The 15,022-nt window shown below is 23.8% G+C and carries 23 protein-coding genes, 1 pseudogene and 1 other annotated feature; of the genes and pseudogenes, 22 read left to right on the top strand and 2 right to left on the bottom strand.

The features are described 5' to 3' along the window. Nucleotides 1–33: 33 nt before the first annotated feature. Nucleotides 34–369 carry a hypothetical protein gene (locus AACL02_RS05080; protein WP_339043163.1) on the bottom strand — a complete coding sequence of 112 codons (336 nt, stop codon included), beginning with the start codon at nt 367–369 and terminating at the stop codon, nt 34–36. A gap of 388 nt (nt 370–757) precedes the next feature. Next, nucleotides 758–830 (top strand) — a sequence feature (ribosomal protein L21 leader region). 11 nt (nt 831–841) lie between these two features. On the opposite strand from AACL02_RS05080, the pseudogene rplU reads away from it, so the two are divergent. From rplU to AACL02_RS05005, 15 genes and pseudogenes are all read left to right on the top strand, one after another. Further along, nucleotides 842–1,132, top strand: a pseudogene (gene rplU, locus AACL02_RS12490) (50S ribosomal protein L21); the annotation flags it as partial. 334 nt (nt 1,133–1,466) lie between these two features. Beyond that, nucleotides 1,467–1,778, top strand: a complete 312-nt coding sequence (locus AACL02_RS05070; RefSeq protein WP_339043159.1) for a ribosomal-processing cysteine protease Prp — start codon at nt 1,467–1,469, stop codon at nt 1,776–1,778. A gap of 2 nt (nt 1,779–1,780) precedes the next feature. Then, nucleotides 1,781–2,068 (top strand): 50S ribosomal protein L27, encoded by a 288-nt coding sequence (rpmA, locus tag AACL02_RS05065; protein WP_338976131.1) that lies wholly within the window; start codon nt 1,781–1,783, stop codon nt 2,066–2,068. Between the two features lie 102 nt (nt 2,069–2,170). Then, entirely contained in the window at nt 2,171–3,343 is a 1,173-nt protein-coding gene (gene coaBC, locus AACL02_RS05060; RefSeq protein WP_339043156.1) for a bifunctional phosphopantothenoylcysteine decarboxylase/phosphopantothenate--cysteine ligase CoaBC, read from the top strand. Nucleotides 3,344–3,727: 384 nt separating this feature from the next. Next, complete coding sequence (locus AACL02_RS05055) at nt 3,728–3,922, top strand: hypothetical protein (protein WP_339043154.1); 195 nt, start codon at nt 3,728–3,730, stop codon at nt 3,920–3,922. 358 nt (nt 3,923–4,280) lie between these two features. Beyond that, on the top strand, nt 4,281–4,484 hold the full coding sequence (locus AACL02_RS05050) for a hypothetical protein (RefSeq protein WP_281748672.1): 204 nt from the start codon (nt 4,281–4,283) through the stop codon (nt 4,482–4,484). An 8-nt stretch (nt 4,485–4,492) separates the two neighbouring features. Beyond that, a complete protein-coding gene (locus AACL02_RS05045) occupies nt 4,493–4,957 on the top strand; it encodes a hypothetical protein (protein WP_339043152.1) in 465 nt (154 codons plus the stop codon). Between the two features lie 2 nt (nt 4,958–4,959). Further along, nucleotides 4,960–5,253, top strand: a complete 294-nt coding sequence (locus tag AACL02_RS05040) for a hypothetical protein (protein ID WP_339042630.1) — start codon at nt 4,960–4,962, stop codon at nt 5,251–5,253. 164 nt (nt 5,254–5,417) lie between these two features. Further along, on the top strand, nt 5,418–5,651 hold the full coding sequence (locus AACL02_RS05035; protein ID WP_339042954.1) for a hypothetical protein: 234 nt from the start codon (nt 5,418–5,420) through the stop codon (nt 5,649–5,651). Between the two features lie 116 nt (nt 5,652–5,767). Then, a complete protein-coding gene (locus AACL02_RS05030) occupies nt 5,768–5,890 on the top strand; it encodes a hypothetical protein (protein WP_339043150.1) in 123 nt (40 codons plus the stop codon). Continuing rightward, on the top strand, nt 5,890–6,126 hold the full coding sequence (locus tag AACL02_RS05025) for a hypothetical protein (RefSeq protein WP_339041654.1): 237 nt from the start codon (nt 5,890–5,892) through the stop codon (nt 6,124–6,126). Before AACL02_RS05030 ends, AACL02_RS05025 begins: the two co-directional genes overlap by 1 nt. A 129-nt stretch (nt 6,127–6,255) precedes the next feature. Then, a complete protein-coding gene (locus AACL02_RS05020) occupies nt 6,256–7,083 on the top strand; it encodes a hypothetical protein (RefSeq protein ID WP_339043148.1) in 828 nt (275 codons plus the stop codon). Nucleotides 7,084–7,099: 16 nt separating this feature from the next. Next, on the top strand, nt 7,100–7,258 hold the full coding sequence (locus tag AACL02_RS05015) for a hypothetical protein (protein WP_339043146.1): 159 nt from the start codon (nt 7,100–7,102) through the stop codon (nt 7,256–7,258). A 40-nt stretch (nt 7,259–7,298) separates the two neighbouring features. Continuing rightward, nucleotides 7,299–7,487, top strand: coding sequence for a hypothetical protein (locus AACL02_RS05010; protein WP_174480113.1), 189 nt, complete (start codon nt 7,299–7,301; stop codon nt 7,485–7,487). Between the two features lie 16 nt (nt 7,488–7,503). Continuing rightward, nucleotides 7,504–7,785: a hypothetical protein gene (locus AACL02_RS05005; protein WP_339043144.1), complete on the top strand. Its 282-nt coding sequence runs from the start codon at nt 7,504–7,506 to the stop codon at nt 7,783–7,785. Nucleotides 7,786–7,838: 53 nt separating this feature from the next. Here the strand turns inward: AACL02_RS05005 and AACL02_RS05000 are convergent, their stop codons facing one another. Further along, nucleotides 7,839–8,654, bottom strand: a complete 816-nt coding sequence (locus AACL02_RS05000; RefSeq protein WP_339043602.1) for an IS1595 family transposase — start codon at nt 8,652–8,654, stop codon at nt 7,839–7,841. Nucleotides 8,655–8,678: 24 nt separating this feature from the next. On the opposite strand from AACL02_RS05000, the gene AACL02_RS04995 reads away from it, so the two are divergent. From AACL02_RS04995 to AACL02_RS04965, 7 genes are all read left to right on the top strand, one after another. Continuing rightward, entirely contained in the window at nt 8,679–8,828 is a 150-nt protein-coding gene (locus AACL02_RS04995) for a hypothetical protein (RefSeq protein ID WP_339043142.1), read from the top strand. Nucleotides 8,829–8,847: 19 nt separating this feature from the next. Then, the gene (locus AACL02_RS04990; protein WP_339043140.1) at nt 8,848–9,660 is read left to right on the top strand and encodes a hypothetical protein; all 813 of its coding nucleotides are present in this window, start codon (nt 8,848–8,850) and stop codon (nt 9,658–9,660) included. 54 nt (nt 9,661–9,714) lie between these two features. Then, nucleotides 9,715–10,029 carry a hypothetical protein gene (locus tag AACL02_RS04985; RefSeq protein ID WP_339043138.1) on the top strand — a complete coding sequence of 105 codons (315 nt, stop codon included), beginning with the start codon at nt 9,715–9,717 and terminating at the stop codon, nt 10,027–10,029. A gap of 1,772 nt (nt 10,030–11,801) precedes the next feature. Further along, a protein-coding gene (locus AACL02_RS04980) for an IS3 family transposase (protein ID WP_422397813.1) occupies nt 11,802–12,919 on the top strand; the annotation gives its coding sequence in 2 pieces (ribosomal slippage) (nt 11,802–12,072 and nt 12,072–12,919; 1,119 coding nt in all). Nucleotides 12,920–13,194: 275 nt separating this feature from the next. Further along, on the top strand, nt 13,195–13,950 hold the full coding sequence (locus tag AACL02_RS04975; RefSeq protein ID WP_339043136.1) for an IS1595 family transposase: 756 nt from the start codon (nt 13,195–13,197) through the stop codon (nt 13,948–13,950). Nucleotides 13,951–14,213: 263 nt separating this feature from the next. Beyond that, nucleotides 14,214–14,561, top strand: a complete 348-nt coding sequence (locus AACL02_RS04970) for a SemiSWEET family sugar transporter (protein WP_339043134.1) — start codon at nt 14,214–14,216, stop codon at nt 14,559–14,561. 5 nt (nt 14,562–14,566) lie between these two features. After that, a complete protein-coding gene (locus AACL02_RS04965; RefSeq protein ID WP_339043132.1) occupies nt 14,567–14,935 on the top strand; it encodes a SemiSWEET family sugar transporter in 369 nt (122 codons plus the stop codon). Nucleotides 14,936–15,022: the final 87 nt, after the last annotated feature.

Here is a 15,022-nt window from a genome sequence, read left to right as displayed (position 1 = left end):
AAGTCCGTTTAGTGAATTTGCTTCTTTTTTTATTTAAGAAAAATCTTGAATCTTATTTACTTTTTTATTAATTTTATATCCTTGTTTCAATATTTGATATTCTGGTCTAGATTTTACATAACTACTGCCTTTATCAACAATATATTTACCACCTTTAGCAATTACAATACCACCAGCAGTTGCTTTTAATGTATTCATTAATGATGCTTCTGGATTTAATACTGCATTTAATACACCAGCACCAGCACCACAAATTAATGATGTTCCAACTTTAGTTTTATTTTTATCTTTATTTTTTACAGCTTTTTTAATTTGATAAACTGCTATTCCTCCGGCTGCAGCACCAATCGCAATGTTGGTAACAGGCACTGGATTTGTTCATGAAAGACAGTCAATTGCTCCTAATCCAGGACCAAACAACGGTAAATAATCAATTGTTTCATTAATGATATTTTTATCTTTAGCCCTCTCTTTTAATCTTCCTTTCTAAAAATAAAAAAACTCATTTACTTTTTAACAAGTAATGAGTTAAAAACTTATATTAAGTTTAGAAAAATAATATCATAATTTTAATAATAATTATAAAAAAATATTAATTACATAATTTAGTGTAGATATAATTATAGTTACATTAAATATTAAAGATATATTTTTTTATTTTTCTTTTTTAGTAATTTTTATATTTAAATTATGTGTATAATTACTAAATTTTGTATTGCTTTTAATAAAAAATACTTTATAATATTTAAGACTGTTTATGCAGTTTCAACCGCTCTACTTTAGGTTAACAAGTGATTTATTCCACCTATAAGGCGATTCTAAACTGGAGGTAATAAGAAAAATGTTTGTAGTTATTCAAACAGGAGGAAAACAAATTAACGTTTCCTATGGTCAAGAGATTTTTGTTGAAAAACTTGTTGGCAAAGCTAAAGATAAGATTATTTTTGACAGAATATTGATGATTGATCAACAATTCGGTAAACCTTTCCTAAAAGGTGCTGAAGTTCATGGTGAGATTATTAAACAAGATAAATCAAAAAAGATTCGAGTGTTTAAATATAAACCTAAGAAAAATTCAAAAACAATGTATGGACACCGTCAGCCATATACAAAGGTATTAATTACTGATATCTTACTTGGTGGTAAAAGTCTTGTTGATAAGAAGAATGAACAATCAAAACCAGTAATTAAAGATGAAGTAAAAAAAGAAGTAATTTCTGAAGTAGTAACTCCTATTATTAAAGAGCCAAAATCAGTAGTTAGTAAAGTAAAAAAAGAACTTACAAAAGAAAAAGTTGTTAAAACTAAATCAGTTGTTAAGGATAATATTACAGAACCAGATAACACTAAAACTGTTGTTAGTGAAGGTAATTTAAAAACTATTTTTGATCATAAAAATATGACTGTTAAAGTTGTTAAAGAAGATGATGAAAATAATAAAAAATAATTTAAGGTAATATTAAATTATGGTTAAAGTTACTTATAATTACCAAAATAGTAACATTGTAGAAGTTATAATTACTGGTCATGCTAATTTTTCAAAAATTGGAAATGATATTGTTTGTGCAGGGATTTCAGCCATTGTTATTGGTACATTAAATGCACTTCATGAACTTGATAATAATCAAGTTCAAGTAATTAATAATACTGCTGGATTAGTTAAACTTAAAGTTGCTAGTTTCACTAATAATAGTCAAATCATTTTAAAAACAATGCTTTGACAATTAAAAACTATTAAAGAACAATATCAAAAATATATTAACATAAAGGAGGTGTAATTATGTTTTATAAATTAAATTTACAATTATTTGCTTCAAAAAAAGGAGTGGGTTCAACTCGTAATGGTCGTGATTCACATTCTAAACGTTTAGGTGCTAAAATTGGTGATGGACAAAGTTTAAAAGAGGGAACAATTATTTATCGTCAACGTGGAACTAAAATTCACCCTGGTGAAAATGTAGGACGTGGTGATGATGATACCTTATTTGCTTTAAAATCAGGAATTGTTAAGTATACTATTTTTAAAAAAAATAAAACACGAGTTTCAGTTATACTTGATAAAAAGTAAAAATAAATTTTTAATAATAAAAACCTATTTTCAATGCTATCATATTTTGAAGATAGGTTTTGTTTGTTTATTTTATGTTTAATGATATGATAGGAGAAAATAATGAAACATATTACTTTAATAATTACTGGTAGTATTGCAGCAAACAAAGCCTTAATTTTATTAAAACAATTAAAAAAAGAATTTTTAGTTGATATTATTTGTACTAAAAGTTCTTTACATTTTCTAGAAGATAAAACATTTTCTTATTATTCTGAAATGTTTGAACAAGAATCATATGTTAAAGGAGATTTAATTACTCATACTAATTTAGCCATTAAAACAAATTTAATTGTTGTTTATCCTGCTACTATGAGTTTTATTAGTAAAGCAAATTTAGCAATTGCTGATAGTTTAGCATTATCAGTATTTTTAGCTTCCAAAGCAGAAAAGATATTATTTCCAGCAATGAATCATAATATGTATCACAATCAAAGTTTTCAAAAAAATTTATTAGAATTATCTAATTTTGAAAATATTACTATTATTCCTCCAGATTCAGGAATGTTAGCCTGTAAGATGATTGGTGATGGACGGGTTAAAAGTCCAGATAATGCATTAGCAATAATTAAAGATTTTTTTAAAAAAAATATTGATTTATCTGATAAAAAAATTTTAATTAATATTGGTCGCACTAGAACTTATATTGATCCAATTCGTTATATTACTAATAATTCTTCAGGAAAAATGGGTAAAGCATTAGTAGATGCTTTTCTTAAAACTAACGCTAAAGTAGTATTAGTTGCAGGTGATTGTGATTTTGAAATTAAATCGCAAAAAAACCTAACTATTATTAAAGCGAATACTAATGAAAAAATGTTCTTAGCAATGAAAGAAAACTTTGATAATGCTGATATTGTAATATGTGCTGCTGCTTTAAATGATTATAAAGTAAGTAAATATATTCCTAATAAAATAATTAAAAATAAGAATGAAAATTTATCTTTATCACTGATTGCTAATATTGATGTATTGGCATTTTTAGGTAAGCAGAAAGCACAACAAGTTTTAATTGGTTTTGCTGCTCAAGAAGTTAATGATAAAAATCTTGGTATCGAAAAAATGAAAATTAAAAATTGCGATGGTATTTGTATTAATAATATTAGTGTTATGGGTAAAAATGAAACAGAAATTAATTTTTATTTTAAAAATAATAATTATAATTTGATTGGTTCAAAAGTGGAAGTTTCTAAACAGATAGTTGATATTATAAGTAAAAATATTTTAAATTATTAATAGGGAGCGTGTCGAAGATGTCGATAACTAAAAAGTTTTAAAAATAGCTCCTTTCTTTTTTAAACCCTTAAATTAAAAATAAATTACAAAAGACGAGAATAAAAATCTTGTCTTTTTTTGTGTAATTGTAAAATTTTAAAATTTTTATTATTAACATCCTTTAAATATCTACTACACGCAGTGACCAAGTAGGAGAAAGTTAATAATTAATAATCTTCTTTAACGCTATTATCAACACGTGTTAGGGAACTAAAAAAGTGAACTACAACACAGTTGTTAAAAATAGTAGCTAGAGCATGTGGACTTGCATGGATAAATAAAAAGTGGAGTGATACCTAATAAATTATACTAACCATTAATGGTAATTATTGGGGTGGGAGCGAATTGGAAACTAGTATATATAGACCTGTTGTAGGGACCTATTGTATTAATTCTATTCTTTATTTAACCAACCTTGCCACTCCCCAGTGAGCAAGTGTTGGTTTTATTTTTTATTTTTTTGAAAAAATTTTTGGGCGAGAAAATAAATTTCAAACTTGTAAAAAAAATTGAGCGGTACCGGTTCAATTAAAATATTAATTTGTTTAACACAAATTAAATAAATATTGAATCGAATGCCTCAATGTTTTTTAAAATTTCATAATTTATTTTTGAGCCCAGAATTTCTGGAATGAATAAAACTAATAATAGTATTATTAATAATTTAAAAATCAAAATATATGTCCTTTATGCTAGAAGCAACAGGACATATTAGGAAAGGAATTTCAAATCATAATGAAAAAGTATTTTTGTTGAACATGTAAACAAAATAAATTAGATTATTTATTCTTTAATACTAATGATATAAAAACAAGAAAATATTTTTTAAGAGATAAAAATAGTAAAGCAATTTGTTATGACTGTATTTTAAATATTAAGTTAAGTAGGAGGTATAAATATGGATAAAGAATATTTAACTAAAAGAGGAACGATTTGCATACCAGACAGTGATGATATTGAATTTAAAATAGGGCTAATTAAACTGATTGATGATTTAAAAAAAGATAATTTAGTTTGTGGTCATAAAGAATTTATTGAAGAATGTAAATATTGTTGATGTAATTGTGATTTAGAAATTATTAAAACGGTTATTAGAGGTTAACTTAATTAATGCAATATGACTTAATTATTGGAATTGACCCTGCTGGAATTGGTAATAATGGAATGGTTATATATTCAAGTGAAACTAATAATATTGTTTTTAATGAAACATTCAATACATTAACTGTTTTATGAACTAAAAATATGTATAAAGAAAAATTTCAATTAATTAAAGAAAAATTTATTGATAAAAAAATATTAGTTATTGTAGAAAATTTCTTTTTAAGTTCAAAACAATTATTAACTAATCCATTAGCAACACCTAAAATTATTGGTGCATTAATGGTATTAGTACAAGATGTTTTCAACTGAGATTATCTAGAAAACCACCCAAAAAATAAAAATAAAATAACAAATTATAAAGGAAATATAAAATTAACAAAACATGAACAAGATGCTTATAAACATATTCAATATTATTTAAAAAATCATAAAAAAATATTAATTTTTGATAATTATTTAAGGAAATTATAAACATGAAAGAAAAAGCAAATTATGTCAAATTAACAGTAAAACTAAGTAATACTATTGAAGCAAAATATTACGAAAAAGGTAATAAAGAATTATATTATAGTGTTAGAGGTCAATGAAATGGATTAAATTATGTTACTTTAATTTTTAATAAACCAAAATTTTATAAACGATGTATTTTATTAAACAAAAATGATGAAATTATAGTAACTGGTCAAATTTTTAATACTTTAAATATTCCTAAAAATCGTACATTTTGTTCAATTAATGTTAAATGATTTAAAAAATGAAAAGAGTAAAAAATGATATTATGAAAAATTTTATTAATAGTACCAATATTAATAACAAGTATAACACTAATAATAATTTTAATATTTATTATTAAAGAATTAAAAAATGAATATAAAGTATTAAAAATATTAAGTGAAATTTCTAATCAAATTAAAAATAAGGAGAAAAAATAATGACAATAAATGAATTTTTAAACAAATGAAAAGAAGAATGAGAAGGAATTAATATTGGTCATTTTTCAATAAATGGAGATTTTACTTTAAACCTAGATGATATTTGTATTGATAAATATGACTTAAATAAGTTTAAAAAATTGATAAATGATTTTGAAAATAATTTTAAAAATTGAGAAAAAATTGAAAATTGTAATAGTTGTGGAAATATCATATGAGAAGAAAATAAATAATGATAATAAAAATAAAAAAGAATAATAAATGTGGTTATGGTAGAGTTTTTGCTCATAAATGTAATAACTTATGTAAACAAAAAAAAATAAAAGAGTTAGGAAAGAAAGGTTAAATTATGAATAAAGAAAAATTAATTTTAGATATCGATGAAATTATAAATGATAAAAATCCACATAGAACTTATACAGAATATATCTTTTCTTTAAAAGAAAGAATTGAAAATGGAGAATTTGACTAATGATTATATTACCTACTTTGTTTGAAAATAAAGATGAAATTGAAATATTATCACCATTTCCAAAAGCAATTCATACCAGTAATGATATTAGAGCAATTATTTTAAGACAATATCCAAATGTTAAATCAAAACACATAATTGTTTCTGAACCCGAAAGTAATGTTGCATTAATAGTTGGTGATAATGATGTTTATCAAGGTTGAATTAAAGTAACAATTAAAAAATTAGAAAATTAAAGGAGAATAAACAAATGCAGAAGGAAAAAATTAAAATTAGAAATTATGAATTTGAATTAAATTCTTATGTAGTAGATTATTTACTAGATGTTATAAGAGAACTAATAAAAACAAATAAAGGAGATTAAAATGCCAAACGAAAATACACAATCAAATTATACTTTAACTAAATTAATTATAACTGGTATAAGTCCAATTTGTGCAATGATTGGTACAAGTGCTTATTATGGTCAAGTAATTGTAAATCCAGTATTAGGTTCAATTAATAGTTTATTATTTGGTAAAAAATTAGGTTTAGATATTTGAAATTTAAATCAAAGACCAAATACTAAAACTAAATTAATTAATAGTGGTAAAAAAATATTACTAGGATTAGGGACTATTGGTTTAGCAAATTATAGTAAATGAACAGAAAATAATATTACTCCAATTATTCCAACAACACCAACTCCAATCACTACTACAACTACAACAGAAGGTCCACCATGATTACTATTAAATAAACAAGAACATCAGTCATTAATGGATTGAGATACTTATATTAGTTTAAATGCTTATGGTATATCAAATCTTATTAATGGATTAACGGAGTTAATACCTAATAAATTTGAAACAATAAGAAAGATTTGTAATATGGCTACTGGTGGATGTTTAATATCAAGTGGTGTAGCAATGGGTATTAATAATGATTTTAATAATGCTTATGCAATACCTACCATAGTTGCTGGTGCTTCTGAAATTATCCATAATTTACTACCATTGGAAACAACTAATCATATTCAAGAAATGCAAGAAACACCATTTAATAATGAAACTACAAGATTAATTAATGATAATAGATTTACTATTAATAGTGAAACTGCAAGTCAATATTATGGTAGTGATAATATGAGCGAAGTACCATTAAATCATGATAATGCTTCATTAAATTGAGATTATAATCATATGAGTTTATAAAGGAGGTGAATAATTTATGAATAAAGAAAAAATACTTGAATATTATAATAATGAAATAAAAACATATAAAGAACAAATAGAAGAATTAGAAAAAAAAATATCTGTATTAGTAGAAGTTATAAGTAATTCACAATCAATGATTGAAAGAATTAATAAAGGTGAATTTGATGAATAATCAAAAATAAACAATAAATAGTTGAAAGGAAAATATTGAAATGAAAGAATTTTTACATGAATTAATAATTATTGGAACAAGTGTTGGAACATTAATTTGCAGAGAAATTATTGTTTTATTAAAAAGATTTATCACAACTCCAAAACATGTTAGAGCAAATAACAAAATTATCAAACATCAAAAAAAATTAGCAAAATTAAATGAAAAAATTAATAAAGAAAATAAATAATAAAGAGGTGATGTAAATGTTAGAAAATGAAAATAATGTTCAACAAACAACTGAACCTTTAACTGAAAACAATGCTTCTTCACAAGAAATAGAAAATAAAGTTAATGAAGCAGAAAATAAGTTAAATAAACTTAATCAAGAAATTAAAGAAAAAGAAATAATTAATATATTTAAAAAATATCAAGTTAAAACTGAATTTTATGATTTTTTAAAATTTAAAACTAATAATTTAGAAAATTCAAAAATTGAAGAAACTATTAAAAAAATTAGGCTTTTCTCCCTTTATGTACTATTTTAATTTTATCACATAAATGCTGAGAAAAGCCTATCTACGGACTTCTCCCCACATTTTTAAATCAAACATAGAATTACAGTTTCAAAACTAGGTATCTTGTTGAATTTATATGCAGCTTCTTTAGCATATAAATGAACATGATGTTTTGCAACTTTGATATGTGTTTTAAATGTTCTTCTTATATGTTTTCAAACTGATTCAATTTGGTTGGTATTTACACCAATTTTTGAAACATAGCCATCTTGATGGTTAACTGTTTCATGCTTAGTGAAAACTGATTTAAAATCGCAATATCCTTTTCAAGAATCAGTATATACAAGACATTTTGAAGAAATGTGGTTTTTTGCAAACTGCAAAAGATTTTTACTCTTTGCGTTTTTCAATACTTTCACAATTAAATTATTGGTTGTTTTTTGATAAATGCCAACAATCAAGGTTTTATTCACCAAGGATCTTCCTTGTTTTTTAAAACCCATATGTGAAAGATACATTTCATCAATTTGCACTGTACCTTCAACAATAAATTGAGGTTTTTGTTTTGCAATACGTGTTCTGATTTTATGAGTCATTCTTCAAGCAGTTTTCAAAGTCACTCCCAATTCTTTTGCAATATCTGTTGATGGAATTCCGTGTTTGGTGTTTATTCATCTAAAGATAAGATAAAACCAAGATGTTAAAGATGTTTGTGACCTTGAAAATATGGTGCCTGTGAGAATGCTAAATGTTTGATTAGATTTTAAACATCTCATTCTTTTTAAATCAGAAGTATTCAAATTAAAATTAAAACACCTAATACATTTATTTTCTTTCAAATTTGCTATATATGCAAGACATTGCTGTTCAGTTTGAAAAGCATTGTTGAATTCATTCAGTTTCATTATTCCCTCCACAAGTACATGTGGGGAGAAGTCCGAAAAATTATTAAAGAACAACCATTATTTAAAGAAATAATTAATACAGGTGGTAAACCACAAACAATAATAACAAATCAGCCAATTTCAATAAAAAGTACTTTATTGGATTATAAAAAGAAAAATAATTTATAACAGAAAGGAAATAAAAAAAATGTCAGTACCGTTCAATCAAAATTTAGATAATACCGAAAAATTAGTAGAAGCACCGGAGTTTATAGAATTTTATAAACAATCAAATTCACCATGAGCAAGTTTTTTTCCTATTGAAATGGTTAATTCTACAAAAATTGAATTTATAGTTAAAAAACCAAAAAATTCAGAAATTAAAGTACTAAAATGAAATGATAAAAGCAAAGGATTAGATGTTAGTTATGCTGAAACTATTAAAATTTTAAAAGAAATTAAACAAGAAGCAGTTGCAGGTGAAATAATTGCTAATGTTGATTTAAATGCAGAAAATGGACAAAATTTGTTAAATACAATGCAATATGAAGTTGCTAATGATTTAGCAGATTATCTAGCAAATAATGATACAAATGTAATTGCAAAATATTCAACTAAATTAGATATTACTGATAAAACACCAATAGGATATTTAAAATCAATGCTATCTGCTTGAAATACTTTATTTCAATTAAGAAATAGTAACAATTGTCAATTTTTTATTACTAATAATTTATATGATAGTTTAGTTTACTTAGCAGATAATAAAGGTTTAATTACTGATAACCAAATAGCACAACAATTAAGATTAAATGGAACAAATTTATATATCAAAGGTGTACTATGTCAAATTGTAATGGATGATTATATGACTTTTACTGATAATAATGAAACTAAAATTATGACTTTTGTTTTAGCAACACCAAGAGCAATGAAAAGATATATGTTACAAAATACAGTTGTATATGTTCAAGATATTAATGATGGTAAAGTTGGAAGAAGATATTTAGTTGGTGGATAAGTAACTGGTGAAGCAATACCCTATATAACAAAAGAAGAAACAACTTCACGCTGAATGTTATGTGGAATTATTAATACTGATAAAACTGATTTAAAAACTAAAATCACAAGTTTAACAACTGATATTACTGCAAATGTTAATAACAATAATATTGAATTAAATACACAAATAAAAAGTACTAATGAACTTAAATCATTAAATCCTAATTTAACAAATCCAACTATTAAATATTTTAGTGATGCACAAGGAAAAACTAATGTAAGTAATCAAAAACAAAAAGCAGGTGACTTATATATAACTATTACTGCAAATGTTAATGACTTAAATTATAAAGGAACAACAAATCCAATTAAAATAACTCTTAAATAAAGGACATTAATATCATGCCAATTGGTACAACTAGTACAGCAATACTTTTAAACATAAATAAACCAAAACATACTAGAATAAGTAAACAACAAGAAAATAAAAGTTTTTGATGAGAAATTTTAGAAATGATTGGTGTACAAGTTATAGCAGTAGCACTTGCTCCTTTTACTGGTGGATTAAGTGAAAGTGTAGCCCTTGGATTAGGTGCAAGTGATTTTATTGCAAGTACTATTAATTTTGGTATTTATGCTACAACTGATTTTACTATTAATCAAGTTTATGATTATTTAAAAGGAAATGTAACAAAATTAAATACTTTCTTAAATTTATTACCTGCATTTGCTGGACTTAATAAAATTAGTCGTGGTTATCGTATAACTAAATTTATTAAATTAGCACAAAAAACTAAAACATTAGAACAAATTGGTGTTAAAGAAGCAAAAAACTTACAAGAAATTATTAGTCAAGTAAGTGGAAAAGAAATTTTAACAGATAAAATTATTGGTAATAAACGTTATTTAATGAATTATAGTTTTACTCCTAATCGTGAAACAGTATTACGAGATTTAGGTTATGTTGCTAAAAGACAATATAAGAATAATTTTCAAAAACTAGAAACAGAAAAATTAATGGAACACTTATTATTACAAAATACATTAATAAAATTAAGTCCACAATTAACTCCTAAATTTAAAATTAAAGATATCGAAAAAGCAAATAACTTTTTAAAAAAATTTAATACTGATTTAAAAAAAGTACTATCTATGAACCAACATGATTGATTAAATTTAGTTCATACAATACATACAGAAAATAGATATGGTAAATATTTAATTTTGGATTTACAAAAAATTCGTGCAAATGCTATTAAATTTAATTTTAAAAATAATGTTATTCATAAACTTGTTTTAAAAGCAAATCAAACTTTTAAATATTTTGATATTAGATTTTATTTAAAAAAAGGTTTAAATAAATTTTGAAAAGATACACCATATTTTGAAAAAATAAGAGAAAGTATATATAAATTACAAGAAAAATTTGAAAATTTAGAAAAACAAGCATTTGAAAAAATTAATAAATTAAAAGAAAAAGCAACTGATTTATTTACTAGTGCAGAAAAAAGAGCAATTAAACATGCACAATTAATTCCATTAAATTCCCCAGTATTTATGGGTTGTAAAATTCAACCTTTGTCATTAGATAAATGTGCAATTACTATTTATCATCGCAATCCTAAATATAAAACAATTACAGTTGTTGATAGTATTCTTAAAGCAAAAACTTTTATTACTCAAATACATCCATTCCATTGATATCGTTGATATAGTGGTTGATACATTGGTTATGGTGTTAATCGTAATAAATGATTAAAAGCAATAGCATTTGCTCCACCAGTTTTACAACAAGTAATTAGAGATAGTTTTAAAGTATATAGAGAAATATTTAGAATAATAAGAACTTATCATAAAGTAGTAAATGTTATTAATAATCCTATTGAAAATATTAACAAATCATTTAAAAATGTTGGTTTAAAGTTTTCAGTTAATACTTTATTTGGTACTGGATTATTACATCATTTAGAAAAATTTGCATATAGTCAAGTTGCAGAAAAAGGTAAGAAAAAATTACAAAAAGAAATTATTCATATATCACATAGAAAAACTAAAACAAAAACTAAACATTATAAAAAAGCATTTTTTAAGGAATGGATGGGTTACACTTTATTGGACACTAATTACGTAGACAAGTGAACAAAGAAAGGAACTATAATTATGGCCAATATTAACTCATATACCGATGAATTTAAAAAACAAATAGTAGCTTTATATCAAAGTGGCAAATCAGTATCTTGCCTTGTTAAAGAATATAATGTTACAAGAGCAGCTACTTACAATTGAATTAAGCAATTTACTAATTCAGGTAGTTTTAAAACTAAAGATAATCGTTCTGTTGAAGAAAATGAATTAATTAAATTAAGAAAAGAATTAAAACAATTAAGAATGGAAAATGATATTTTAAAGCAAGCAGCACTAATAATAGGCAGAAAGTAGAGATTATTGCAAATAATAAATCTAAATATAAAATTCGCACAATGTGTCATTTTTTAAAACTCTCTAAATCAACATATTATTTTAATTTAAAGAAAAAAAATAAAATTCAAAATAATATTTATGAACAAGCTGTTATTAGTGCTTTTAAAAAAAATAAAGAAGTTTATGGTACTAGAAGATTAAAAGTCATTCTAGAAAACCAAGAAATTTATTTATCAAGACGAAAAATTAAAGAAATTATGAATAAACATAATTTAATATCAAAATACACTAAATTATCATTCAAAAATTATCATAATAAAGTCAATGATAGTCAAATAACCAATCTTGTTAATAGAAACTTTAATAATAGAGTTAAAAATGAAGTTATTGTTAGTGATTTAACTTATGTTCAAGTAAATGGTAAGTGAAACTATATTTGTTTATTAATTGACCTATTTAACCGCGAAATAATTGGACATAGTGTAGGTACTAAAAAAGATGCATCATTAGTATATCAAGCATTTATGCACTCAAATCGCTGTTTAAAAGATATTCAAATATTTCATAGTGATCGCGGTAATGAATTTAATAATAAAATTATTGATAAACTTTTACTAGCATTCAATATTAATCGCTCTTTAAGCAAAAAAGGTTGTCCTTATGATAACGCTGTTGCTGAAGCAACCTTTAAAACTTTCAAAACCGAATTTATTAATGATAAAAATTTTACATCATTAATCCAATTAAAATTAGAATTATTTGATTACATCAATTGATATAACAACATAAGAATTCACAGCACTTTAAACTACTTAACTCCAGTTAATTATCAAAAACAAATGTCTACCAAAAAATAGTCCTAAAAAGGGTTGCCATTCCAAAATCACTTTTTTATAAAAAGGCGAATTTATTTCATAATTTTATATTTATTGTAAAATTAAAATTTTATTTAATTTTTAACTAATATTTTTTAAATTTATTATTTTATTTTAAATAAATTTTTACTATTTTAGTGGTTTTTTATTTTTTTACGGACTTCTCCCCACATGTACTTGTGGAGGGAATAATGAAACTGAATTAATTCAAAAATGCTTTTCAAACTGAACAGCAATGTCTTGCATATATAGCAAATTTGAAAGAAAACAAATGTATTAGGTGTTTTAATTTTAATTTGAATACTTCTGATTTAAAAAGAATGAGATGTTTAAAATGTAATCAAACATTTAGCATTCTCACAGGCACCATATTTTCAAGGTCACAAACATCTTTAACATCTTGGTTTTATCTTATCTTTAGATGAATAAACACCAAACATGGAATTCCATCAACAGATATTGCAAAAGAATTGGGAGTGACTTTGAAAACTGCTTGAAGAATGACTCATAAAATCAGAACACGTATTGCAAAACAAAAACCTCAATTTATTGTTGAAGGTACAGTGCAAATTGATGAAATGTATCTTTCACATATGGGTTTTAAAAAACAAGGAAGATCATTGGTGAATAAAACCTTGATTGTTGGCATTTATCAAAAAACAACCAATAATTTAATTGTGAAAGTATTGAAAAACGCAAAGAGTAAAAATCTTTTGCAGTTTGCAAAAAACCACATTTCTTCAAAATGTCTTGTATATACTGATTCTTGAAAAGGATATTGCGATTTTAAATCAGTTTTCACTAAGCATGAAACAGTTAACCATCAAGATGGCTATGTTTCAAAAATTGGTGTAAATACCAACCAAATTGAATCATTTTGAAAACATATAAGAAGAACATTTAAAACACATATCAAAGTTGCAAAACATCATGTTCATTTATATGCTAAAGAAGCTGCATATAAATTCAACAAGATACCTAGTTTTGAAACTGTAATTCTATGTTTGATTTAAAAATGTGGGGAGAAGTCCGTAGATAGGCTTTTCTCAGCATTTATGTGATAAAATTAAAATAGTACATAAAGGGAGAAAAGCCTTTTTTTATTATAAATTATTTTTAATTTTTTTATATTTATTTGAAAAAATATTAATTAAACACTTTCTATTTTAAATGATTAAAAGTAAAATAATGTTGTTTTTAATAAAACAAGAAATAAATATATTAATAGTTTTAAAAAAACTACTAAAATATTTTTAAAATTTAATGGAGGATGAAAATGCAAACTTTTATTGGAATTATAGGTTATTTAACCGGAATATTATCTATTATAACATTTATTCCACAAGCAATAAAAACAATAAAAACTAAGGAAACTAAACATATAATCTTATCAACTTATATAATTTATAATATTGCTAATCTTTTTTTCTTGATATTTGGAATACTTTCAGTAACATTACCAGTAATGTGACCAAAAGGTGCTGATACTCTTGAAATTGCAATTTGAGGTTCTACCTTAATAATACCGTATACAGTAACAATGACTGCAACTAATTGTATTATTTATGTTAAAGTAAAAAATATGAAAACGTTGGGCGAAAATGCTAGAACTTTGGAGGAATAAAAATAATGGCAAATACTGAATGATGAATTATTACTATAATAGGGATTATTGGAGCACTTATTGCTGTTATAGCATTTTGTCCACAATCTTTAAAAACAATAAAAACTAAAAAAACAGATGGTATTTCTTTACTTACATTTATTCTTTATACAACAGCTAACAGTTTATGAGTATTATGGGGTATTATTCATTTATCATATCATGGCGGATCTGAATCAACAATTTTAATGAAAGATTTAGTTATAATTTGTGCTAATACACCTTGTGCAATATGATCAGGAATTATTCTTGGTATTAAAATTAATAATATGTATAAATATTGTGAAGTTTGTAAAAAATGAAAAGGTAAAGTAAATATAAAGAGCAACTTTTAATAGTTTATTTTTTATTAAAAATAATAATTTATTACTAAAAATGCATTGTAATGATGCATTTTTTAATAGTTATAATAGTAAAATACT

The organism is Spiroplasma endosymbiont of Apeira syringaria (genome assembly GCF_964020205.1).
Classification (GTDB): Bacteria; Bacillota_I; Bacilli_A; order Mycoplasmatales; family VBWQ01; genus Spiroplasma_E; species Spiroplasma_E ixodetis_A.
This window is presented reverse-complemented; position numbering and strand designations above follow the sequence as displayed.